Raw genomic sequence first — 19,848 nt, forward strand, 5'->3', positions numbered from 1 at the left:
GGGCGCTTGAGGGCGGGAGCGGGGATCAGACGTTGACGATCCGCACCCGGTCGCCACAAAGCATGGTCAGGTCCTCGGGAGCGGAGGTCAGGATCACGGCCGGCTTCGGGGCGTGGAGTACGGTGGCGGCGACCACGGAGTCGATGGCGTACTGTGCCCGTGCAGGCCCGCATCGACGAGCAGGCCCATCGTCGTACGTCCGATCTCCTCACGGACCGGCTCCACGTTCAGCCGGGACACGGCCCAGTTGAAACGGGCTGAGTTCACCCGCGCGTGGTGTGCCTCGATGAGGGTGAGGACGCTGGGTCACGACCCGCATGTCCTCCTGCTCGGCCCCGCGCACCAGGGACATGACGCGGCGGTCGTCGGCGACCAGCTTCGACAGTCCTTCACCGTCCAGGACGAGGGTCCGCAACCGGTTCGCCTAGCCGCGCTTCTCCCGCCGGCCTCGGCGTCTCCGCGCAGCAGGGCACGCGCGGCGTCGATCTCCGCCTGACTGAACTCGCCGTGCTCCGCCTCATGGGCGGCGATCAGCTCGGACAGGTTGTCGCGCTCGATCTGCTGCTGCACGGCAGCAGCCACGTAGGCGGAGAACCCCCGCTTCCCGACGCGGGCGCGGGCGGCGGCCACGGTGCCCGAGTGCGGTTAACGGAGACATTGGCGGTGGAACTTTCACCGGCATCGCTCATCGCGGCCCCGCATTCATCGCTCGTTTGCCGGCCACATGAGGTCCTTACGCGCGAAGAGTCCGTGCACGCTTTCGTGCACGGACTCCACAGGTCCCGACAGAATCGCATCCATTTCATCTGGCTCGATGAATGGATGCCCTGATTCGGGTTCGTTCGAAAAAACCAGTCCAGGACGACCGAGGCGACAACCTGCCGATGTCCGATAATAACTGAATGGCAGGCCGAATGCATGCAATCGGAGGGTGATCGCCCGTTCCCGCTCAAGGGACGACATGACGTCGATGCCGCGAGCCGTCAGTTTGGGGATCACGTTCTCCTGGGATCGGGATGAGATCGGATTACCTGTGACATCGACGAGCTGAAGGCTTGGGAGCTCTGTGAGCGGAGTCAATTCCTCGATGAGGTTGCGCTTCACACGCAAACTGAAAATATCCCAACGCTGCACTCCTTCCAGGCTCTTCAGGGTGCTGTCCTCCACGACGAGTGAAGTGAGAGAGTCAAGTCCGTCAATGTCGCTGAGCGATGAGATCTCACACCCGACGAGTAGAAGGATCTTTACATTGGGGCAGAGGGACAGGCCGCGAAGGTCGCGTGCATGGTAGACCGAAAGTGCGGACACTTCCTCGAGTTGAGAACGCTCCCAGGTCTCTGTGGGGCCGTATGCGCGCTCAAGTCTTGAATCGATCGCTTTCTTGATCTCCTTGTCCACATGTGAAGGCATGTTCGAGTGACCTACCTTTTCACTAGGTGATACTTCTTTTTGCCTCGTTGAAGTTGTTCTCTATTTCTAGGAAGTTGTCACGTTGTATTTTTGCCAGTCCCTCTACGGTTAACTCTTTCTTGTACTCGCCGATGGCGACACGGTAGAGGGCACCGATCTCTGCTTTTTTGATGGCGTCCGGTAGGGCGCTGGTATCGCCATTCCAGATGAGACCGCCCGGACCTCCCAGCATCCCCTTCAGTTCTGTGACGAAGCTGTACGCGCCGGCCTCCTTACCGCTCAGGAATGCTGATCTCAATTTGTTATGGAAATCATGAGTTCCGTCGGTCATTACTGATTTGTAGCGGGTTTGCCCCTCCCGGTTCTTGTACGCCTCGTAGAACGAACCAACATGGCCGCCCGGATCTACGCTATTGCCATCGCTTCCCACTATCTGCCACAGCACCATGCCAGTAGGGGAGCGAAGTTTGTGTTGCAGTGTGACCCATTTCAGGCCGTCGTCCAGTGAGCTTTTGTTCTTCTGTTCGATTGCGGTCTGCAGGATCGGGCGAATGTAGTTGGAGGGTATCCATTCGTGCATACCGCTGGCTATATCTCGGAAGCGATCTTTGATCCAGGCGGATGAATCGCCATCAGAGTTCCATATCTCGTTGAACCTGCGCCAGGTGATTTTATCGACTTTTCCGAATTCCACCATGTTGTACAGAAAGGCGAGGATGGGGCGGTGTGTACCGCGCCGGGCGCCGGTGACCGCCTGCACCAGATCGGGATCGGGATCCCTCACGCCGTCCGGGAATGGTTTGAATGCGCCATAAGGCTCGAAAGTGGGGGTGAAGTTCATTTCTTCGAGCGCGATCTTTGCGGTGCTGTCCGGAGCGACCTTTTCTAAACCTTTTGTGCGAATGTGGTCTACTGTGTTTTGGTTTCCGAGGTGCTCAATCAACTCCCGGCGGTAGCGCGTGCCCTTGAAGACTTTATCCTCGTACGCTGTCGGTTTGTCCGGGTGGTTTCGCTGCCCCTTGAAAAACTCTTGATACACGGACTCTATTATCTCCGGCGATCTCAGATATGATCGGGCCGCATTTCTGGTCGGCTTTAGTACGTCGTTCTCCCACAGTTTCACTTTGTTCAGCTGTCTGCTGTACCACCAATTGTGTGCGCGAGTCATCACGAATTGGTCCCCGAAGCTCGGGAGATTCTTCTTCACGAACTTCTTCTTCTGTTCCTCTGATGATGGGCCCTGGCTTCCTGAGGGTAGCGGTGCGGGAGTCTTCCTGAGGGATACCGGATTCACTCGTCCCCGAACCGACCAGTTCCCTCCATCCGCTACAGGAGTGAGTTCTTTTAGGCCGTATCGAATGCGAATCGCTGACAAAAGTGGTCGCAGCGTTTTGGAGGCGACCGGTCGATCGCTGTATCTTGTGAGTGCGGTAACCGCTGCCGTCATGCCCTTTTCGAGGCGTTGGCGCTTGCCATCTTCGCTGTCATGGGCGGGGTCGCGACCTTTACGTCTGTTCCAGAGCGCCTTCCCCTTCTTGGCGATGAAGTCGACGATCTTGTCGATGGCCCGGGTGACCGGTCGTGACACCGACCGGAAGACCGACTTGACCTTGTTGGCCAGGCCGCCGATGCCCAGCAGGGCGGCGAGGAAGCCGATCAGGAGGGGGACGCTGGAGGCGAGGGCGGCTTCGATGAGTTTGGGGACGCCGGCCTGGCCGCCGTTGGCGATGGCGATGACGGCGTCCAGGACCGCGTTGACGAAGTCCGCGATCTGGGCGCCCTGCGTCACGATGAACGTGACGATGTCGATGATTCCCTTGACCGCGCGGACGAACGCGGAGGCGGGGTTGAGCAGGGAGATGATCCAGGTGATGCCCGCGATGAGGACGGTGGGGATCAGGTAGGTCGTCAGCTTGCCGAGGATGGTGGCCTTGAGGTCGCCCGCTTCCGCCTGGATCTCCTTGACGGCGCCGGCCGGGCCTTCGGCGGCGAGGTTCTTCGCCACCGGGACCGAGGTTTCGACGGCGCTCATCGCTTCGTCGGGGACGCCCTTGCGGGTGACGCGGGTGCGGATGTTGTCCCAGGTCAGGCCGAGCATCGAGCCGATGAGCTGGATGATTCCCTTGAGGTCGAACTTGGCCGGGAGGTCCAGGCCCGCCTTGACCGCGGTGCCCAGCAGCCAGGAGACGACGCCGGTCTTCAGGTGGTCGGCGATGTTCGTGATGAAGAGGTTCAGGCCCGCGCCGACCGCTTTCACCAGGTTGCCCAGGAACCCGATCGGGTCCTTGATGATCTTCATGATCGCGGATGCGGCCTTGGCGAGGATGCCCAGGAGCAGGTTCTTCAGCTCGTTGATCGTCTTGATGGCGCCGACGATGGCGTCCTTCGCCTTGTCGATAAGGCCCTTGTTGGCCTCCTGGAGCTTCTTGATCTCCTCGTCGATCTTGTTGAGGGCGGCGGTGTACTTCTGGGCCAGGTCCTGGACCAGTTGTTCCGACTTCTCGTTGACCGTGGCTTCCAGGTCGTCGAACTTGCCCGCGAAGTCCTTCGCCGCCTCCTCGCCGAACTGCTTCAGGTCGGCGGGGAGCTTGTCGACCTCGGCCTTCAGCTCCGTGCGGCCCTTGGCTATGCGGGCCTTCGCCTTGCCGAGTTCGGCGCCGATGATGTCGGCGACCGAGGAGATGACCGTCTGCATGCGGGAGACGTAGAGCTTGCGGGACTCCTGGTAGAGGTCGTTCGCCGCCTTCGGCAGGCCGGCGAACTTGTCCTTGATCCAGCGGCCCTTGCCCATGAGGCCCGAGTACCGCTTGTCCTTGTACTTCTTCATCCGGCTCTTGTGGTCGGCCGTGAACGCGTCCCGCGCCGACTTCTCGCCCGACGTGAACGCCGTGTCCACCTTCTTGTCCAGGCCGGACAGGGTGTCCTCGACGTCCTTCTTCGTGCCGTCGTAGACCTTCTGGAGTTTGGCCGTGACCTCGGCGCGCTTCTTCTCGTCCTTCGACTTCGTGTCGTTCTTGCCGCCGTCCACCTGTTTGCCGGCGGTGGCCCGGGTCGCGGTGAGGCCCGCCATCGCCTGGGCTCCGGAGGCCGCCGCGTTCTCCTTGGCGGTGGAGAGCTGCTGGTCCTCCGCCGCCTTGCCCTTCGCGGGAGCCTTCGCCGCGTCCGCCTCGGAGGTCTTCTTCGCCGACAGCGCCTCGTTGAACTCGGGTTCGTTGCCCTTGGCCAGCTGTTCCTCGGTGACCTCGGCGTCCGCCATCGCCTTGTCGTTCTGGGCCGGCCCCTCGGAGAAGTCCGTGACGGCCGCGGGCTGCTTCTCGGGGACCGCGTCCGTGGCGGACGGTGCGCCCGGGTTGCCAGGAGCCTGATCGGGGGAGAGCGGGGTGACCTCCTTGTCCTTGGCGGCCGAGGTGTCGGGCGGGGCCTTCGTCGCCGTGTCGATGTCCTTGGCGGAGGACTCCTTGCCGTCGGTGACCTTGCCGTCGACCTCCGCCTTGACCTGGTCCGCCTTGCCGGACTTGGCGAACTTGTCGGCCTCGTCGAGGTTCTGGGGGGCCTGGGAGTCGATCGCCTTGTTCACCGCGTCGATGAACGCCTTCTTGTCGAACTCCCCGGGCTTCGCCGCGTTCATCTTCTCGGCGTTCGCCGCCTTGCCCTGGGCCTCCTTGTCGTCCGGCGGGGCCACCGCCGCGTCCTGCGAGGCCTTCGACTCCGCCGCCGCCGGGGCGTGTGCGGCGAGCCGGGTCTTCTTCCCCGCCACATCGGCCTTCACCCTGCGGAACCCCGCCGCCTGCGCCGGGGACGGCTTCACCGGTGCCGTGTACCGCTGGGCGACCAGCCGCGACACCGCCCCGTTCCCCGCCATCCGCTGGAGCCGTTGGATCGAGCGGCGGTCGGGGCGGCGGCCGGGGGGAGTGGCCTCGGCCGCCCGCTCCGTGCGCGGCGCTTGCGAGCGGGAGAGTTCGAGGGCCGGGGGGACCGAGGATGAGGATGAGGGTGAGGGTGAGGAGAAGGAGTCGAGGGCTGGAGTGTGTGCCGTCGTCCCGTGGTCCGGCGCGTGTACGGCGTCGAGGCTCGGGCCGTGTACGGCGTCGAGGCTCGGGCCGTGTACGGCGTCGAGGTTCGGGGTGCGTACGGCGTCCTGACGCGGTGGCGTCGCGGAAGGCTTCTCCGGAACCGCCTTCATCCGCCCTCCCGCCCTCCCGCCCCCCGCCGGCCGGCAGGCCACCCGGATGGCCCGGACGGCGGCCCGAATGGGGGGCATGCGTGGTGGTCGCCACCGTGCCGGGGAATCCGGGGAGGCACGCAGCGCGCGCGGACCGCGTACGGGGCAGGGCGGGACGGCACTCGTGGCGCGGTCGCGTTGCCTCATCGGGCAGCCCTCGATGCGCGGCGGGGCGGCCGACCGTCCGTTCCCGGTGATCGCCCCCGTGACGAGAATGGCCCGCGTCACCCGGTCGAGCAGTGCGTTCAGGAGTGTGTCGAGGAGAGGCCCTTATGCCGTCGTACCTGTCCCCCGGCGTCTACGTCGAAGAGGTCGAGTCCGGATCCCGGCCGATCGAAGGGGTGGGCACCTCGGTCGCCGCCTTCGTCGGCTTCGCGCAGAAGGGGCCGTTCGACGAGGCGACGCTGATCACCAACTGGAGCCAGTTCGTCGCCACGTTCGGCGACTTCGTCGACGGCACCTACCTCGCGTCCTCCGTCTACGGCTTCTTCGCCAATGGTGGCGGCGTCTGTTACGTCGTGCGCGTCGACGACGGCACGACAGCGGCTCACGTCGGGGCCGAAGAGCGCGACACCGGGGAGGCCGGGGAGTCCGGCGAACTGCCCGTCGGCGCCGAGGTCCCGGTCGGGCCCTACGCCGTGCGGCCCCGGCCCGGCGTGAGCGGGGAGATCAGCGTGGAGGTCGCCCCGGTGGAGGGCGACGATCCGCCTGCGGACGTCTTCCGGTTCCTGGTGAAGCGTGACGGCCAGGTCGTGGAGACGTACCCCGCCGTCACCACCAAGCGCAGCAAGGACAACGTCGCCACCCGCGTCAACGCCAAGTCCGAACTGATCGAGGTACGGGAGTCGGGGCGCGGCGCGGCCCCCGCACCGCCCGCACCGCAGACGGTGGTCCTCGCCCCGGCCGCCCCCGCCGCCGGCAGCTCCGGTGCGATGGCCCCCGAGGTGTACGTCGGCGACGCCGACCGCCGTACGGGGCTGGGCGGCCTGGAGGCGGTCGACGAGGTCACGATGATCGCCGTGCCCGACCTGATGAGCGCGTACGAACGCGGGCTGCTCGACCTGGAGTCGGTCATCGCCGTCCAGCAGGGGCTGATCACCCACTGCGAGCTGATGGGCGACCGGGTGGCCATCCTCGACCCGCCGCCCGGGCTCACCCCGCAGCAGGTCCGCGGCTGGCGCACCGGGCAGGCCAACTTCGACTCCAAGTACGCCACGCTCTACTACCCCTGGATCAGCGTCGCCGACCCCGCGTCCGGCCGCGCCACCCTCGTACCGCCCAGCGGGCACATCGCTGGGGTCTGGGCGCGCAACGACGCTACGCGGGGCGTGCACAAGGCCCCGGCGAACGAGGTCGTCCGGGGAGCCGTGGCGCTGGCGACCCAGCTCACCAAGGGCGAGCACGACCTCCTCAACCCGATCGGGCTGAACTGCGTCCGCGCCTTCCCCGGCCGGGGCATCCGGGTGTGGGGCGCGCGGACGCTGGCCTCCGACCCCGCCTGGCGGTACCTGAACGTGCGGCGGCTCTTCAACTACCTGGAGGAGTCGATCCTCGCCGGTACGCAGTGGGTCGTCTTCGAGCCGAACGACGACGCCCTGTGGGCCCGTGTCCGGCGCACGGTCTCGGCGTTCCTCGTCAACGAGTGGCGCAAGGGCTCGCTGTTCGGGCTGACCCCCGAGGAGGCGTTCTACGTGAAGTGCGACCGCGAGACGAACCCGCCGGAGAGCATCGACGCGGGTCAGGTCATCTGCGATATCGGGGTCGCCCCCGTCAAACCGGCCGAGTTCGTGGTGTTCCGGCTCTCCCAGCTGACCGGCGGCAGCGGTGGTGTCGACGAATGACCGGCCGCCGCCCCCGTTGATCGCTGACAGCCCGTTCCTGAGTCCGGCGTAAGGAGTCTGCTGTGCCACTTCCCGATCTCGACAGTTCCGTCGGGCATTCCTTCGGCCTCGAATTCGACAGCGTCATCATCAAGCAGATCACCGAGGTCAGCGGTCTGAAGATGGAACAGGACGTCATCGAGCTGAAGCAGAACACCTTCGACGGCAAGTACGCCATCAAGAAGCTGCCCGGCCGCCCCAAGGCGGGCGAGGTCACCGTGACGCGCGGACTCACCGAGGACAACAGTTTCGAGCGGTGGATCAAGGACTCGCGGTTCGGCCGCATGACGAACGCCCGCCGCAACGGCGCCGTCATCGTCTACGACTACGAGGGCCTGCCGATCAAGCGCTACAAGCTCATCAACGCCTGGCCGAAGTCCCTGGAGATCGGCACCCTGAAGGCCGGCGACACCTCGGTGCTGACCGAGAAGCTGGCGATCACCTACGAGGCCATGGAACTCGACTGATGCGCCGCTCGGTCCACTTCCGGAGCGCGGAACAGATCGACGCCGCGGCGGCCGGAGCGAGGGGCGGCGCGGGGCCGCGTCAACGGGAGACTCTGCGGACGGAGTTCGGCTTCGAGCTGCCGCGCGGTTACGTCGACGAGTCGGGGACCGTCCACCGTACGGGCGTGATGCGCCTCGCCACCGCACGCGACGAGCTGGTCCCCCTGCGGGACGACCGGGTCAGGGAGAACTCCGCCTACCTGTCGGTGGTCCTCATCTCGCGGGTCGTGACGCGCATCGGCACGGTCGAGGACATCCACCCCGGTGTCATCGAGGATCTGTTCGCCTCCGACCTGGCCTTCCTCCAGGACTTCTACCGCCGGATCAACGCCGAGGGCCACACCCGTGCCGCCGTCACCTGCCCGTCCTGCGACGAGGAGTTCGCGGTGAATCTCGCCGGTGGCCGCCTGGGGGAATCGTGACGTACGCGGCCGACCTGCTCTACGAGGAGGTCGCGTACCTCGCCTACCACTTCCACTGGCCGCTGGACGACCTGCTGGACCTGGAACATCCGGAACGCCTGAAGTTCGTCGCGCAGGTCGCCCGCCTCAACGGGCACTGAGGCCCTGCCCGACGGCCGGGCGGGATACACCGCGCAGGGGAGGACGAGGAGCTCATGGGGTTGATGTCCTGGCTGCGGGGCGGCCGCGGCGGTGCTGACCGCTCCGGCGGTGCGGTCGCCCTCGTCCCTGCGCCCGTGCCTGTGGCCGATCGTGGCGAACGGGTTGACCCGAACCGGCTGGAGCCGATCCAGCGGGTGGTGTCCGGGCAGCAACTGACCCTGGCTCCGGCGGAGTTCGAGGCGTCGCTCACCACCCGTCAGGACACTGCGCTCGGAACCCCGCTCGGGCACCTGGTGAGCCCTGACGCTCCGGCCGGGCTGGTGCGCGGGGTGGGTGTAGCGGAGTCCGCCCCGTCGTCGTCGTCACCGTCGACCGTCGTTGCTCAGCGGTCCGTGGACATGCCGATGCGGGGGGCGGTGACCGACTTCGGGCGAGTGGGCGGGCCCGCGGCCGTGCCGGGGATGGTGTCCGCGCCCGTGCCCGTGGCGGTACCCGTACAGCGCCTGTACGGCGGTGAGCACTCGGCCATGACGTCATCCGCAGGGGCGGAGAGTCGTCCGGGGGGCGCCGAGGAGCTGCCCGTACGCCGTCTGGTGGGGGAGCGGCCCGTCGTGGCGGAGCCCACGCCTCCGGTCCCGTCGCCCGAGCCGCCGACCGCCCCGGCCTCCGGCGGCGCTGGCGTCGGTGTCCAACGGGCTGCGATGCCTCCGGCGGGGGAGCGGCCCCGGCGGGCGCCCGGGCTCGGTGCGCCGTTGCCCGGTCTGCCGCCGACCGCCCAGCGTCGGGCCGGCACCGGCCCGGAAGCCGCCGACCAGGGAACCCCCGGGAGCCAGGTTCCGCCTGCTGCCCCGGCTGTGCCCGACCTGTCCGATGACGTTCGGTCGGGGGGACCGGACCAGTCCACTGCCCCCTTGCTCGGTGACCATCCGCTGGTGGGGGAGGTGTCCCGGGGCCGTCCCGATGACCGGGCAGGGGGAGCGCCTGCTTCTGCCGGTGGGGTGAGCGATGCGGGTGACGCCGGGGGTGCCGGTGCTGCCGGGGGTGCCGGGGGTTTCGTGCAGCGGTCGGACGGGCCGCCTGCCCTCTCCGGGCCGTCACCCGCCCTGCCTTCCCCGGCCGCCCCGTCCGACACCGGGCCCGTCGTCCCCCTCCTGGGCGACCGGCCCCCGGTTCCACGGAACGTCGACGTACAGCGTGCCGCCGAGCCGGGTTCCGGGCCCGCCGGGGGGCCAGCGCCGGAGCCGGGCGGTTCCGCCCCGCCCCCCGAGGGGGTACCGGTCCGGTGGACCGGGGCGGAGGGCGGGGGGCCGGTGGCCGGTCCCGGTGTTTCCCCGGGGCCCGCGCCCCCGTTGTCGTCGGCCCCCGCCGGCCCGCCCTCCGCGACCTCCGTGACCGCCGCGCCCGTTCAGCGGCGGGCAGTCGGCGGGCCTCCGGTGCCCGGCTCGGTGGCGCGCTCCCTGCCGGGTTCCGGCCGTGTGCGCCGGTCGCCCTCGGCCGGGGCCGTGGCGGTGGCGGCGGGGGTGGCGCAGCGGATGGCCGACGGCAGTGTCGTGTTCGGGGGCGCGCCGGTCTCCGGCACCTCGCGGCCGGTCGTCCAGCGGGACTCCGAGGTCGCCGAGGTCGCCGACGTCGTCGAGGAACCGCCGCCCGAGCCCGACCCCGTAACGGAACCGGAGGACGGCGCGGAACCGGGGCCGGGGCCCGCAGCGGAGACGGGCGGCGGGGCCGGTGATGCCCCGAAGGACGGCAAGGGGGCTCCCGCCGTCACGGACGAGCTGGTCCGGGCCCTGTACGCCCCGCTGAGCCGCCTGCTGAAGAACGACCTGCGGCTGGAACGCGAACGCGCCGGTCATCTCATCAACACCCGCCACTGAGAACCGGGCTGGAGCCCGGACCAAGCCCGAACGATCGGCTGCTCGACCGAACTGAGAGGTACGTGTCATGGCCACCGCCCAGGACAGCGACCCCGCCGTCAGCGTCTGTTTCGTCGTGACGATCGACGACATCGAGCTCGGGTCGTTCAACACGTGCGAGGGCCTCGGCTGCGAAGTCGTCCTCGAAACGCGGGAGGAGGGCGGCAACAACGGGCATCTGTGGCAGCTGCCGACCCGCCTGAAGTACTCCAACGTGAAGCTGTCGCGCCCGCTGACCCGGGAGACGGAGAAGGTGGCGCGCTGGTTCGCCACGATGACCACCGGGTTCAGCCGGAAGACCGCGCACATCGAGGCGCGGACCGGGGACGGCCAGAAGGTCGCCCAGTGGGGGCTGCTGGAGGTCGTGCCCGTGCGGTGGACCGGGCCCTCGTTCACGCCCGAGTCCCCCAAGGTCGCGATGGAAACCATCGAGATCGCCCACCACGGCTACGTGATGGAGGGCTGAGGACGATGAGCGGTGCGGGTCCCATCGCGTTCAGCGCGGCCGGTACGTCGGGAGTGGCCTCGGCGGCGAAGGGCGGTTCGGCGCGGCCCAAGCTGGAGCACGCCTACCTGGAGCTGCGGACCCCGCCGACCGGGGGCGGGCTGACGCCCGGCGGGCCGTGCGGGCGGATCGACTTCCAGTTCAACCCCAAGGAGCTGAGCCTGACCAAGGCGGCCTCCTGGAAGCGGAGCCCGGCGAAAGGCGCGAAGAGTTCGGGCCCCCCGGAGTACCAGGGCTCCCAGCCCAGCAAGCTCACCGTCGAGATGTTCTTCGACGCCAGCGACACCCAGGACACCCGGGTCGTCACCTCGGTGGAGCAGCTCTTCGCGTGCTGTGTGCCGACGGACGAGACCCGGCAGCAGCAGCGGTCGTCCCCGCCGTGGGTGGTCTTCCACTGGGGCGGACTGACGGGCTTTCCCGGTTACGTGAGCCAAGTGGCCGCCAAGTACACGCTGTTCACGACGTCCGGCGTGCCGATCCGGGCGGTCTGCCAGGTCACCATGGAGGAGATCAGCGGCGAGACGCCCGGCCAGAACCCGACCTCGGGAGCGCTGGCCGCCCGGCGCGTCCACCGCGTCGGCTCGGGCGACTCGCTGCCCTCGCTCGCCCATCGGGAGTACGGGGACCCCGGGGCCTGGCGGGTGATCGCCGAGGCGAACGGGATCGACGACCCGATGCGGCTCGCCCCCGGCACCCAGCTCCTGCTGCCCGCCCTGGACGAGCTGGCCCGGCTCAGGGACAAGGGCCGGGGCAGGGACTCCTCGGCCGTGGACGCCGCCGGGGCCGGCCGGGGCAGGGGGCGGGGCTGATGGCGCAGCAGGGGGTTTCCACGGCGCTGACGGTGGAGTTCGGCGGTACACCGCTGCCCCCCAATTTCCTGAACACGCTGGTCGAGGGCTATGTCGACGACAGCCGTACGCTCCCCGACCTGTTCCTGCTGCGGTTCCGGGACCCCGACCGGGTGCTGCTGGAGCAGGCGGGGCTGAAGATCGGCACCGAGGCCAGGCTGCTGGCCCGCGCGGGCGGCGGCACCGAGCCGAAACCGCTGTTGGAGGGGGTCGTCACCGCGCTGGAGGTGGAGCTCGACGAGTCCGGCACCTTCACCGTCGTCCGGGGGCTCGACGAGTCGCACCGGCTGTTCCGTGGCCGCCGGGTGGCCAGCTACCAGAACATGACCCTCGCCGACATCTGCGGCCAGGTCGCCCAGCGTGCCGGACTGAAGCCGGGCCCGGTCGACATCGCCGGGCCCGTACTCGAACACGTCGCCCAACCCAGCATCACCGACTGGGAGTTCGTGCGCGGCCTCGCGGAGGAGGCGGGTGCGCAGGCGTACGTACGGGAGGGGCAGCTGCACATCACGAAGCCGGCGGAGGCGGGCGGAGCGCCCGACGCCTCGGCGCGCGCCGACCGCGACCCGCTCGTCCTGGAACTGGGCAGCAATCTGCTGCGCTGCCGGGCCGGGGTGTCGGCCGCCGAACAGGTCTCCGAGGTGGAGGTGCGCGGCTGGGACGTCCGGGCGAAGCAGCCGCTGGTGGGCCGGGCCCCGGCGGGCTCGTCCCCGACGCTGGACCTGGGGGTGACGGCGGCGGAGGTGTCGGCCCCGTTCGGCGAGGCCCGGTTCGTGGTGACCGACGCGGCGTACGGGGCGCAGGCCCAGGTCGACCAGGCGGCGAAGGCGCTGGCGGAGCGGATCGCCGGGTCGTTCGCGGAGCTGGAGGCGGTGATCCGGGGCAATCCGGAGGTGCGGGCGGGCAGCGCGGTGGCGCTGAACGCGGTGGGCGCGCCGTTCGAGGGCCGGTACACGGTGACGACCTCGCGCCATGTCTTCGACGCCGTACGCGGGTACGAGACCTGGATCACCGTGTCGGGGCAGCAGGAGCGGTCCCTCCTCGGGCTGACGGGCGGCTCGCCCGCGGCGGGAGGTTCCCGGTGCGCGGGACTGGTCAGCGGAACGGTGACGGACACGCAGGATCCGGAGGGGTCCGGGCGGGTCAAGGTGCGGTTCCCCTGGCTCTCCGACGAGTACGCGAGCGACTGGGCGCGCACGGCGCAGTCCGGCGGTACGGGGGGCGGCGAGGCGTTCATCCCAGAGGTCGGCGACGAAGTGCTGGTCGGCTTCGAGCACGGGCACCTGGACCGGCCGTACGTCCTGGCGGGGCTGTACAACGGGCAGGACCGGCCGGGGGGCGGCGGGGGCGGGAGCGGTGGCACGTCTGCCGGTGCCGCCGGTGCCGCCGGTGCGTCCGGAGCTTCTGGTGGCGTGAGTGGCGCGGGAGGCGCGGGAGGCGGGAACGAACTCGTCGATCCCACCACCGGTGCGGTGAACCGCCGGGCCTTCGCGTCGAAGAGCGGAAACCAGCTGGAGCTGCTGGACGCCGCGAACGGCCCGCAGGGCGTCCGACTCCGTACGGGTGACGGCAAGCTCACGATCGACCTCGACCGCAGGGGCACCGCCATCGTCATCGGCAGTGACGGCAGCGTGGCCATCGAGGCCAAGGAGCAGATCTCCATCCGGGCGGCCGACGGCGTCGCCCTGGAAGCGGGGCGCGGGGCGCTCGAACTGTCCGGTGAGAGCGTCACGGTGACCGCGCGGAGAGGTGTGTCCGTGGACGGCGGCACCGGGAAGGTCGGCATCGCGGCGCAGGGGCCGGTGGAGGTGCGGGGCGGCGAGGTCACGGTCGACGGCAGCCGCCGCACGGAGGTCAAGAGCGGCGGAACGGTGACGGTCAACGCGCCGATGATCAAGCTCAACTGACGCCGCAGCAGAGAACACGCGAGGGAGGAGTGCACAGCATGTCCGACGCGACAGCCGCTCCGGCAGCCCGGGTCGGCGACCCCACGGGCCACCCCGGCACGGTCGGGCCGCCCGGAGTCCTGTCCGTGCTCGTCGGCGGGAAGCCCGCCGCCACCGTCGGGACCGCCCACCTGTGCTCCTCGCCCGCCGCCCATCCGCCGACCGTCCTCGCGCCACCCGGCAGCGCGACGGTGTTCATCGGCGGGCAGCCGGCCGCCCGCGTCGGTGACCTGGCGGGCTGCGGCTCCCCGGTGCTCTCCGGCTGCCCGACCGTACTGATCGGCGGGTGAACCGGAGCCATGGGACAGCAGTTCATCGGCGCGGGCTGGGCGTTCCCGCCGCGCACGGACGCCACCGGGTCCATCGCCCTGGTGCGCGGCGAGCACGAGCTGGAGGAGTCGATCCGGCTGATCCTGGCGACCTCGCCGGGGGAGCGGCCCATGCGTCCGGAGTTCGGCTGCGCGGTCAACGACTACGTGTTCGCCCCGGCGGACGCGGGGACCGCCGGGCAGCTCGCTTACGAGGTGCGGCTCGCGCTGGAGCGCTGGGAGCCCCGGATCGAGGTGACCGAGGTCGTCGTCCGGTTCGACGAGGCGGACAACGGCGTCCTCTACATCGACATCGGCTACACCGTGCGCGGCTCGAACGACCCCCGCAACCTCGTCTTCCCGTTCTACGTGATTCCGCAGCACGCCGACTCCACCGAGGCATCGGCCGACGAGCCGGAGGCGGGCGCGTGACCCGTTCCCGTACGTACGAAGAGGAGGCGAGGGCGTGACCCTGCCCAGCCCGCATCTGGACGACCGCACCTTCCAGGGCCTGGTCGACGAGGCGAAGCGCCTGGTGCAGCAGCGCTGCCCGGAGTGGACCGACCACAACGTCTCCGACCCCGGGGTGACGCTGATCGAGGCGTTCGCGACCATGGTCGACCAGCTCGTCTACCGGGTGAACCGGGTCCCGGAGAAGAGCTATCTGACCTTCCTCGACCTGATCGGGGTACAGCTCCACCCGCCGACGGCCGCCCACACCGAGGTGACGTTCCGGCTCTCCGCCCCCCGCCCCGAGCCGGTGCTGGTGCGCGCGGGCACGGAGGTCGCCACCGTCCGTACGGAGACGGAGGAGGCGGTCGTCTTCACCACCTCCGAACCGCTCTCCATCGTGCCGTGCGCCTTCGCCCACCTGGCCACCTGGCCCTCGCCCGGGGAGGCCGTCGACCGGACCGAGGAGCTGACGCTCGGCCGGGACGTGCCCGTCTTCGGTGCGAGGCCCGCCCCCGGCGACTGCCTGTACGTCGGTCTGTCGGCCGCCGTGCCCGCGGGCGTCGTGGCGCTCCGGCTGGACTGCACGGTGGACGGCGTCGGGGTCGACCCGGCACGGCCGCCTATCCTCTGGGAGGCGTGGGACGGGGCCAGTTGGGCCCTCTGCGAGGTGGAGAAGGACGACACCGGCGGCTTCAACCGGTCCGGCGAGCTGATCCTCCACCTCCCGCGCACCCATGTCCCGGCGGCCGTCGTCCGCCGCACCGGGGGCTGGCTGCGCTGCCGGCTGATCGAGGCGGAGCCGGGCCGGCCGACGTACATGGCGCCGCCCGTCGTGCGCTCCATCACCGCGTTCACCATCGGCGCGACGGTGGCGGCCGAGCATGCCGAGACCGTCACCGACGAGGTGCTGGGCCAGGCGGAGGGCGTCCCCGGGCAGGTGTTCCGGCTGGCCAGGCCGCCGGTGGTGCCGGGGGAGTTCGTGGTCGAGGTGACCGACCCGGCCGCGCCCGACGGCGTCGCCGGCTCGGACGTCACCCGCTGGAGCCGGGTCGACGACTTCGCGCACTCCGGCCCCGAGGACCGGCACGTCACGCTCGACCCGAACGCGGGCCGCGTCGAGTTCGGCCCCGCCGTACGCGAACGGGACGGCTCCGTACGCCATTACGGCCGCGTCCCGGTCAAGGGAGCCACCGTCCGGGTCCGCTCCTACCGCAGGGGCGGCGGGCTGCGCGGTAACGTCGCCCGCTCCACGCTCCGCGTCCTGCGCAGCGCGATCCCGTACGTGGCCCGGGTCGAGAACCGTAGGCCGGCGCTCGGGGGCGTGGACGGCGAGACCGTCGACAGCGCCCGGGTGCGCGGGCCCATGACCCTGCGCACCCTGCACCGGGCGGTCGTCCCGCACGACTACGAGCTCCTCGCCCGGGAGATCGCCCCGGACGCGGCCCGGGTCCACTGCATCCGGGCCGGTGCGCAGGACGGCGCGGAGGTCGCCGACGAGGGCGGGGTGCGGCTGCTCGTCGTCCCCGCCGGGAGCGGCGACGAGCACGGCCGCATCGAGTTCGACGAGCTGATCCCGCCCGCGAACACGCTCGCCCTGATCGCCGGACACCTGGACGCCCGGCGGCCGATCGGGGCCCGGCTGGTCGTCGAGCCGCCGTTCTACCAGGGCGTCACCGTCGTCGCCCTGGTCCAGGCGGAGCGCGGGGCGGTCACGGAGAAGGTCCGCGAGAGCGCGCTGGCCGCGCTGTACGGGTACTTCAACCCGCTCACCGGCGGGCCGGTCGGGGACGGCTGGCCGTTCGGCAGGCCCGTCCAGTCGGGGGAGGCGTTCGCCGTGCTCCAGCGGGTGCCGGGGGTCGACCTGGTGGAGGACGTCCGCCTGTACCGGGCGGACCCGGTCACCGGCGAACGCACCGACGCCACCGCGAAGATCGCGCTGGACCCGCACGCGCTGGTCTTCAGCTACGAGCACCAGCTCCGGGTGCGGGGGGCCTGATCCGATGCGCGACGGAATCCCGGGGCTGCCGACCCCGCACCCCCTGATCGACCAACTGCCCGCCGTCTACCTGGAACAGGACTTCCTCCAGCGCTTCCTGGCCGCCCTGGACGACGTCCTCGCCCCCGTACTCCTCTCCATCGACAACCTGCCCGCACACCTGGACCCGCGCAGCGCCCCCGACGACTTCCTCGACTGGCTGGCCCAGTGGGTCGCCGCCGACCCCCACGAGGGCAGCCCCCCGGAGCTGCGCCGGGCGGCGGTGCGCGGCGCGGTCGCCCGGCACGCCCGGCGCGGCACGGTGGGCGGCCTGGCGGAGGCGCTCCGGCTGGAGACCGGTACGGAACCGGAGATCGTCGAGAGCGGCGGCACCGCCTGGTCGACCGGGCCCGGCACGCCGCTGCCGGGCCAGGGCCGCCCCTGGGTGACGATCCGGATCCGGGCGTCCGGGGGCGGAGGCGACGGGGGCGAAGGCGACGGGCGTGGAGGCGACGGAGGCGGAGGCGTCGGACGCGGTCACCGGGCCGGGGCCGGCGTGCGGCAGCCGGACCGGGTGCGGCTGGAGGAGCTGATCGGCGCGGAGGTCCCGGCGCACGTCGGATTCACCCTGGAGCTGCTGTGATCTGCGACGAGTGCGGACACCGGAACCCGCTGGGGCGGGAGTTCTGTGTGGCGTGCGAGGCGTTCCTGGGCTGGGAGGAGGGGGAGACCTCGCCCGCGTCGAACGCGTCGCCCGCGCCCCAAGCGCCGGACGCGACGGCTGGGCGGCCTGCCGCTTCCGCCGGGCCTGCGGGGCCGCCCGGGCCACCCGCTCCCGCCGGGCCCGCCGGTTCCGCCGGTTCCGGGCCGCCCGTACCGGGGAGGCCACCCGCTTCCGCCGGGCATCCGGTTTCCGCCGGGCCCGCCGGTTCCGGCCCGCCCGCACCCCCACCCGGCCCGCCCGCACCGGAGAGGCCACCCGCACGGGGGACCTCGCCCGCTCCCCCGCCCACCGCACCGTCCGCGTCTCCCTTCGTGACGCCACCCGCGCCCGCCCCCGCGGCGTCGCCCGCACCCATGCCCGTAACGGCCCCGCAGCCCCCGGCCCCCACGGCGCCCCCCGGGCCGCCGACGCCACCGCGGGCAGCGGCCCCCCGGCGTCCGGGCGAAGGGCCGCCCGGTCCGGCTCCCGGGCCCGACGCGTGGCCGGACGGCGGGCCGGGGCGCGCCACCGAGCCACCCCGCCCGGTACCTGTCGGCGCGCCGGTGGTCTGCCCCAACTGCCGTACGGAGAACGCCCCGGGCCGCACGCTGTGCGTCCGCTGCGCCCTGCTCCTGGACCCCGGGCCCGCCCCCGGGGGCCGGCTGCCGTGGTGGCGGCGGATCCCGCGCCGCCGGCCCCGGCAGGCCCGCGTGGCGGGGGCGCGTCCACGGCGCGGGTGGCGGCGGCCGAGGGTCGGGCTGCCCATCGTGCTGATCCTGCTGGCGGTGGGGGTGTGGTTCGCGCTGCCGCACCTGTCGGGACTGTTCGGCTTCGCCAAGGAGGAGACCGGAACCCCGGAGTCCGTGCCGCCCGCCGTCTGCCGGGGCTCCAGCGAGGCGGGCGGGCACCCCGCGGCGGCGGCGTTCGACGGGTTCAACAACCGTTACTGGGCGCCGGAGCGGACCGGCGAAGGGGTCGGGGAGCACCTGGAGTGCGACTTCGCTCAGCCGGTGCGGATGATGAAGATCGTGGTGTTCTCCGGGACGTCGGCGCGCCAGAACGAGTTTCTGACGCAGGGCCGCCCGGCGCGGCTCACGGTCGAACTGACGTCGGAGGAGGGGGAGAAGACCGACCGGACGATCCGGCTGCGGGACCAGGCGGGCCAGCAGACCTTCGACGTACGGGGATCGGACACGGTCAAGGCCCGGCTCACGATCGAGTCGGCGTACGGCTCGGCAAAGGACCGGCGTACGGCGGTGGCGGAGATCGAGTTCTTCGGCCGACGGGAGTGAGCGGGCGTGCCGGAAGGCCGAGGGGAGTGAACGGGCGTGGCCGGAAGGGCTCGGGCTCCTACGGTTCCAGCCGGTCGGCGCGCATGCGCAGATAGCGGGCCTCGGGTTCGCTGAGCGTGCCGTCGGCGGCCGCGCGGTAGGCGGCACGGGCGGCGGCCGGCTCCCCGGCCCGTTCCAGGAGGTGCCCGCGTACGGCGTCGAGGCGGAAACGCGGCTCCACAACTCCCGTCAGGGCGTCGACCGCCGCGAGCCCCGCCCGGGGCCCGTCCGCCATCGCCACGGCGACCGCCCGGCCCAGCGCGGCGGCGGGGTCGGGGGTGCGCCGCACGAGGACGTCGTAGAGGGCGAGGATCTGCGGCCAGTCGGTGTCCTCCGCGCGCTCCGCCTCGTCGTGGAGGGCGGCGACGGCGGCCTGGAGCTGGTAGTCCCCGGCCGGGCCCTGGCCGAGCGCCTCCTCGGCCAGGGCGGTGCCTTCCGCGATGGCCGTACGGTCCCAGAGTGTCCGGTCCTGTTCGTCGAGGGGGATCAGCTCACCGCCCGGCCCGGTGCGCGCCGGGGTGCGCGCCTCGGTGAGGACCATCAGCGCCAGCAGCCCGGTCACGCGCCCCTCGTGGGGCAGCAGTCGGCGGACGGCGCGGGTCAGCCGGATCGCCTCGCGCGCCAGGTCCGTGCGGGTGAGGTCGGGGCCCGCGGTGGCGGTGTAGCCCTCGTTGAAGATCAGGTAGAGGACCTGGAGCGCGGCGCCGAGCCGCTGGTCGAGGTCCTGGGCGTCCGGCCGCCGGAACCGCGTACCGCGCAGCGTCCGCTTGGCCCGGCTGATCCGCTGCGCCATCGTCGCCTCCGGCACCAGATGGGCGCGTGCGATCTCCGCCGTGGTGAGTCCGCCGACCGCGCGGAGGGTGAGCGCGATCTGGGCGGCGGGGGTGAGCGCGGGGTGGCAGCAGAGGAAGAGCAGAGTGAGCGTGTCGTCCTCGGAGGGGGCCCGGCCCGTGCCGGAGGGGCCTTCCCCGGGCGGCGGCGCGACGAACGCGTCCGCCGGGGTGAGGGCCGCCGCCGTCTCCTCCCGCCGGCGACGGGCCTCGTCGCTGCGGAGCCGGTCGGTGAGGCGGCGGGAGGCGACCCGGATCAGCCAGCCGCGCGGGTTGTCGGGGACCCCGTCCCGCGGCCACTGCCCGGCGGCCGCGATCAGGGCCTCCTGGACGGAGTCCTCGGCCGGGTCGAAGTGCCCGTACCGGCGCACGAGCGCGCCGAGGACCTGCGGCGCGTGGTGGCGCAGCAGGTCCTCGATGATGACGTCGGTCGTCCGTTCCATCCGCGTCCTCGG

At 71.0% G+C, this 19,848-nt stretch carries 16 protein-coding genes and 1 pseudogene; 13 read left to right on the forward strand and 4 right to left on the reverse strand.

Annotated features, from left to right (window positions below; all coding sequences use genetic code 11):
* Positions 1 to 25 precede the first annotated feature (25 nt).
* The 3 genes and pseudogenes from ACH4RG_RS01645 to ACH4RG_RS01655 all read right to left on the reverse strand — a co-directional run bounded on the left by ACH4RG_RS01645 (position 26) and on the right by ACH4RG_RS01655 (position 5,593).
* Positions 26 to 415, reverse strand: a pseudogene (locus ACH4RG_RS01645) (DNA-binding protein).
* 287 nt (positions 416 to 702) lie between these two features.
* A complete protein-coding gene (locus tag ACH4RG_RS01650; RefSeq protein WP_398162015.1) occupies positions 703 to 1,398 on the reverse strand; it encodes a hypothetical protein in 696 nt (231 codons plus the stop codon).
* Between the two features lie 34 nt (positions 1,399 to 1,432).
* Positions 1,433 to 5,593: a hypothetical protein gene (locus ACH4RG_RS01655; protein WP_398538942.1), complete on the reverse strand. Its 4,161-nt coding sequence runs from the start codon at positions 5,591 to 5,593 to the stop codon at positions 1,433 to 1,435.
* A 311-nt stretch (positions 5,594 to 5,904) separates the two neighbouring features.
* Between ACH4RG_RS01655 and ACH4RG_RS01660 the strand changes: the two genes are divergently transcribed.
* From ACH4RG_RS01660 to ACH4RG_RS01720, 13 genes are all read left to right on the forward strand, one after another.
* Positions 5,905 to 7,473: a phage tail sheath family protein gene (locus ACH4RG_RS01660; RefSeq protein ID WP_398538943.1), complete on the forward strand. Its 1,569-nt coding sequence runs from the start codon at positions 5,905 to 5,907 to the stop codon at positions 7,471 to 7,473.
* 62 nt (positions 7,474 to 7,535) lie between these two features.
* Complete coding sequence (locus ACH4RG_RS01665; RefSeq protein WP_018960795.1) at positions 7,536 to 7,979, forward strand: phage tail protein; 444 nt, start codon at positions 7,536 to 7,538, stop codon at positions 7,977 to 7,979.
* The gene (locus tag ACH4RG_RS01670) at positions 7,979 to 8,440 is read left to right on the forward strand and encodes a hypothetical protein (RefSeq protein WP_398162009.1); all 462 of its coding nucleotides are present in this window, start codon (positions 7,979 to 7,981) and stop codon (positions 8,438 to 8,440) included. Before ACH4RG_RS01665 ends, ACH4RG_RS01670 begins: the two co-directional genes overlap by 1 nt.
* Complete coding sequence (locus ACH4RG_RS01675) at positions 8,437 to 8,580, forward strand: DUF6760 family protein (RefSeq protein ID WP_007457431.1); 144 nt, start codon at positions 8,437 to 8,439, stop codon at positions 8,578 to 8,580. The genes ACH4RG_RS01670 and ACH4RG_RS01675 overlap by 4 nt, the downstream gene beginning before the upstream one ends.
* Positions 8,581 to 10,056: 1,476 nt before the next feature.
* The gene (locus ACH4RG_RS01680; protein WP_398538944.1) at positions 10,057 to 10,455 is read left to right on the forward strand and encodes a hypothetical protein; all 399 of its coding nucleotides are present in this window, start codon (positions 10,057 to 10,059) and stop codon (positions 10,453 to 10,455) included.
* 67 nt (positions 10,456 to 10,522) lie between these two features.
* Positions 10,523 to 10,960: a phage tail protein gene (locus tag ACH4RG_RS01685; protein ID WP_018488496.1), complete on the forward strand. Its 438-nt coding sequence runs from the start codon at positions 10,523 to 10,525 to the stop codon at positions 10,958 to 10,960.
* Between the two features lie 5 nt (positions 10,961 to 10,965).
* On the forward strand, positions 10,966 to 11,808 hold the full coding sequence (locus tag ACH4RG_RS01690) for a LysM peptidoglycan-binding domain-containing protein (protein ID WP_397918538.1): 843 nt from the start codon (positions 10,966 to 10,968) through the stop codon (positions 11,806 to 11,808).
* Entirely contained in the window at positions 11,808 to 13,754 is a 1,947-nt protein-coding gene (locus ACH4RG_RS01695; protein ID WP_398538945.1) for a VgrG-related protein, read from the forward strand. The genes ACH4RG_RS01690 and ACH4RG_RS01695 overlap by 1 nt, the downstream gene beginning before the upstream one ends.
* Before the next feature lie 38 nt (positions 13,755 to 13,792).
* Positions 13,793 to 14,083 (forward strand): PAAR domain-containing protein, encoded by a 291-nt coding sequence (locus ACH4RG_RS01700; RefSeq protein WP_397918536.1) that lies wholly within the window; start codon positions 13,793 to 13,795, stop codon positions 14,081 to 14,083.
* A 9-nt stretch (positions 14,084 to 14,092) separates the two neighbouring features.
* A complete protein-coding gene (locus ACH4RG_RS01705) occupies positions 14,093 to 14,533 on the forward strand; it encodes a GPW/gp25 family protein (RefSeq protein WP_397918535.1) in 441 nt (146 codons plus the stop codon).
* A 34-nt stretch (positions 14,534 to 14,567) separates the two neighbouring features.
* The gene (locus ACH4RG_RS01710) at positions 14,568 to 16,550 is read left to right on the forward strand and encodes a putative baseplate assembly protein (RefSeq protein WP_398538946.1); all 1,983 of its coding nucleotides are present in this window, start codon (positions 14,568 to 14,570) and stop codon (positions 16,548 to 16,550) included.
* Positions 16,551 to 16,554: 4 nt separating this feature from the next.
* A complete protein-coding gene (locus tag ACH4RG_RS01715) occupies positions 16,555 to 17,172 on the forward strand; it encodes a phage tail protein (protein ID WP_398162005.1) in 618 nt (205 codons plus the stop codon).
* A gap of 623 nt (positions 17,173 to 17,795) precedes the next feature.
* Positions 17,796 to 18,524 carry a discoidin domain-containing protein gene (locus tag ACH4RG_RS01720; RefSeq protein WP_398538947.1) on the forward strand — a complete coding sequence of 243 codons (729 nt, stop codon included), beginning with the start codon at positions 17,796 to 17,798 and terminating at the stop codon, positions 18,522 to 18,524.
* Between the two features lie 58 nt (positions 18,525 to 18,582).
* Here ACH4RG_RS01720 and ACH4RG_RS01725 read toward each other — a convergent pair whose 3' ends face one another.
* Complete coding sequence (locus ACH4RG_RS01725; protein WP_397918531.1) at positions 18,583 to 19,836, reverse strand: RNA polymerase sigma factor; 1,254 nt, start codon at positions 19,834 to 19,836, stop codon at positions 18,583 to 18,585.
* Positions 19,837 to 19,848 lie beyond the last annotated feature (12 nt).

This window comes from Streptomyces sp. NPDC021019, assembly GCF_044333295.1.
Taxonomy (GTDB): Bacteria; Actinomycetota; Actinomycetes; order Streptomycetales; family Streptomycetaceae; genus Streptomyces.

Coding starts and splice junctions, on each gene's coding strand:
- ACH4RG_RS01655 (WP_398538942.1), bottom strand. CDS start 5,593: ATGAAGGCGGTTCCGGAGAAGCCTTCCGCGACGCCACCGCGTCAGGAC.
- ACH4RG_RS01660 (WP_398538943.1), top strand. CDS start 5,905: ATGCCGTCGTACCTGTCCCCCGGCGTCTACGTCGAAGAGGTCGAGTCC.
- ACH4RG_RS01670 (WP_398162009.1), top strand. CDS start 7,979: ATGCGCCGCTCGGTCCACTTCCGGAGCGCGGAACAGATCGACGCCGCG.
- ACH4RG_RS01685 (WP_018488496.1), top strand. CDS start 10,523: ATGGCCACCGCCCAGGACAGCGACCCCGCCGTCAGCGTCTGTTTCGTC.
- ACH4RG_RS01690 (WP_397918538.1), top strand. CDS start 10,966: ATGAGCGGTGCGGGTCCCATCGCGTTCAGCGCGGCCGGTACGTCGGGA.
- ACH4RG_RS01695 (WP_398538945.1), top strand. CDS start 11,808: ATGGCGCAGCAGGGGGTTTCCACGGCGCTGACGGTGGAGTTCGGCGGT.
- ACH4RG_RS01700 (WP_397918536.1), top strand. CDS start 13,793: ATGTCCGACGCGACAGCCGCTCCGGCAGCCCGGGTCGGCGACCCCACG.
- ACH4RG_RS01705 (WP_397918535.1), top strand. CDS start 14,093: ATGGGACAGCAGTTCATCGGCGCGGGCTGGGCGTTCCCGCCGCGCACG.
- ACH4RG_RS01715 (WP_398162005.1), top strand. CDS start 16,555: ATGCGCGACGGAATCCCGGGGCTGCCGACCCCGCACCCCCTGATCGAC.
- ACH4RG_RS01725 (WP_397918531.1), bottom strand. CDS start 19,836: ATGGAACGGACGACCGACGTCATCATCGAGGACCTGCTGCGCCACCAC.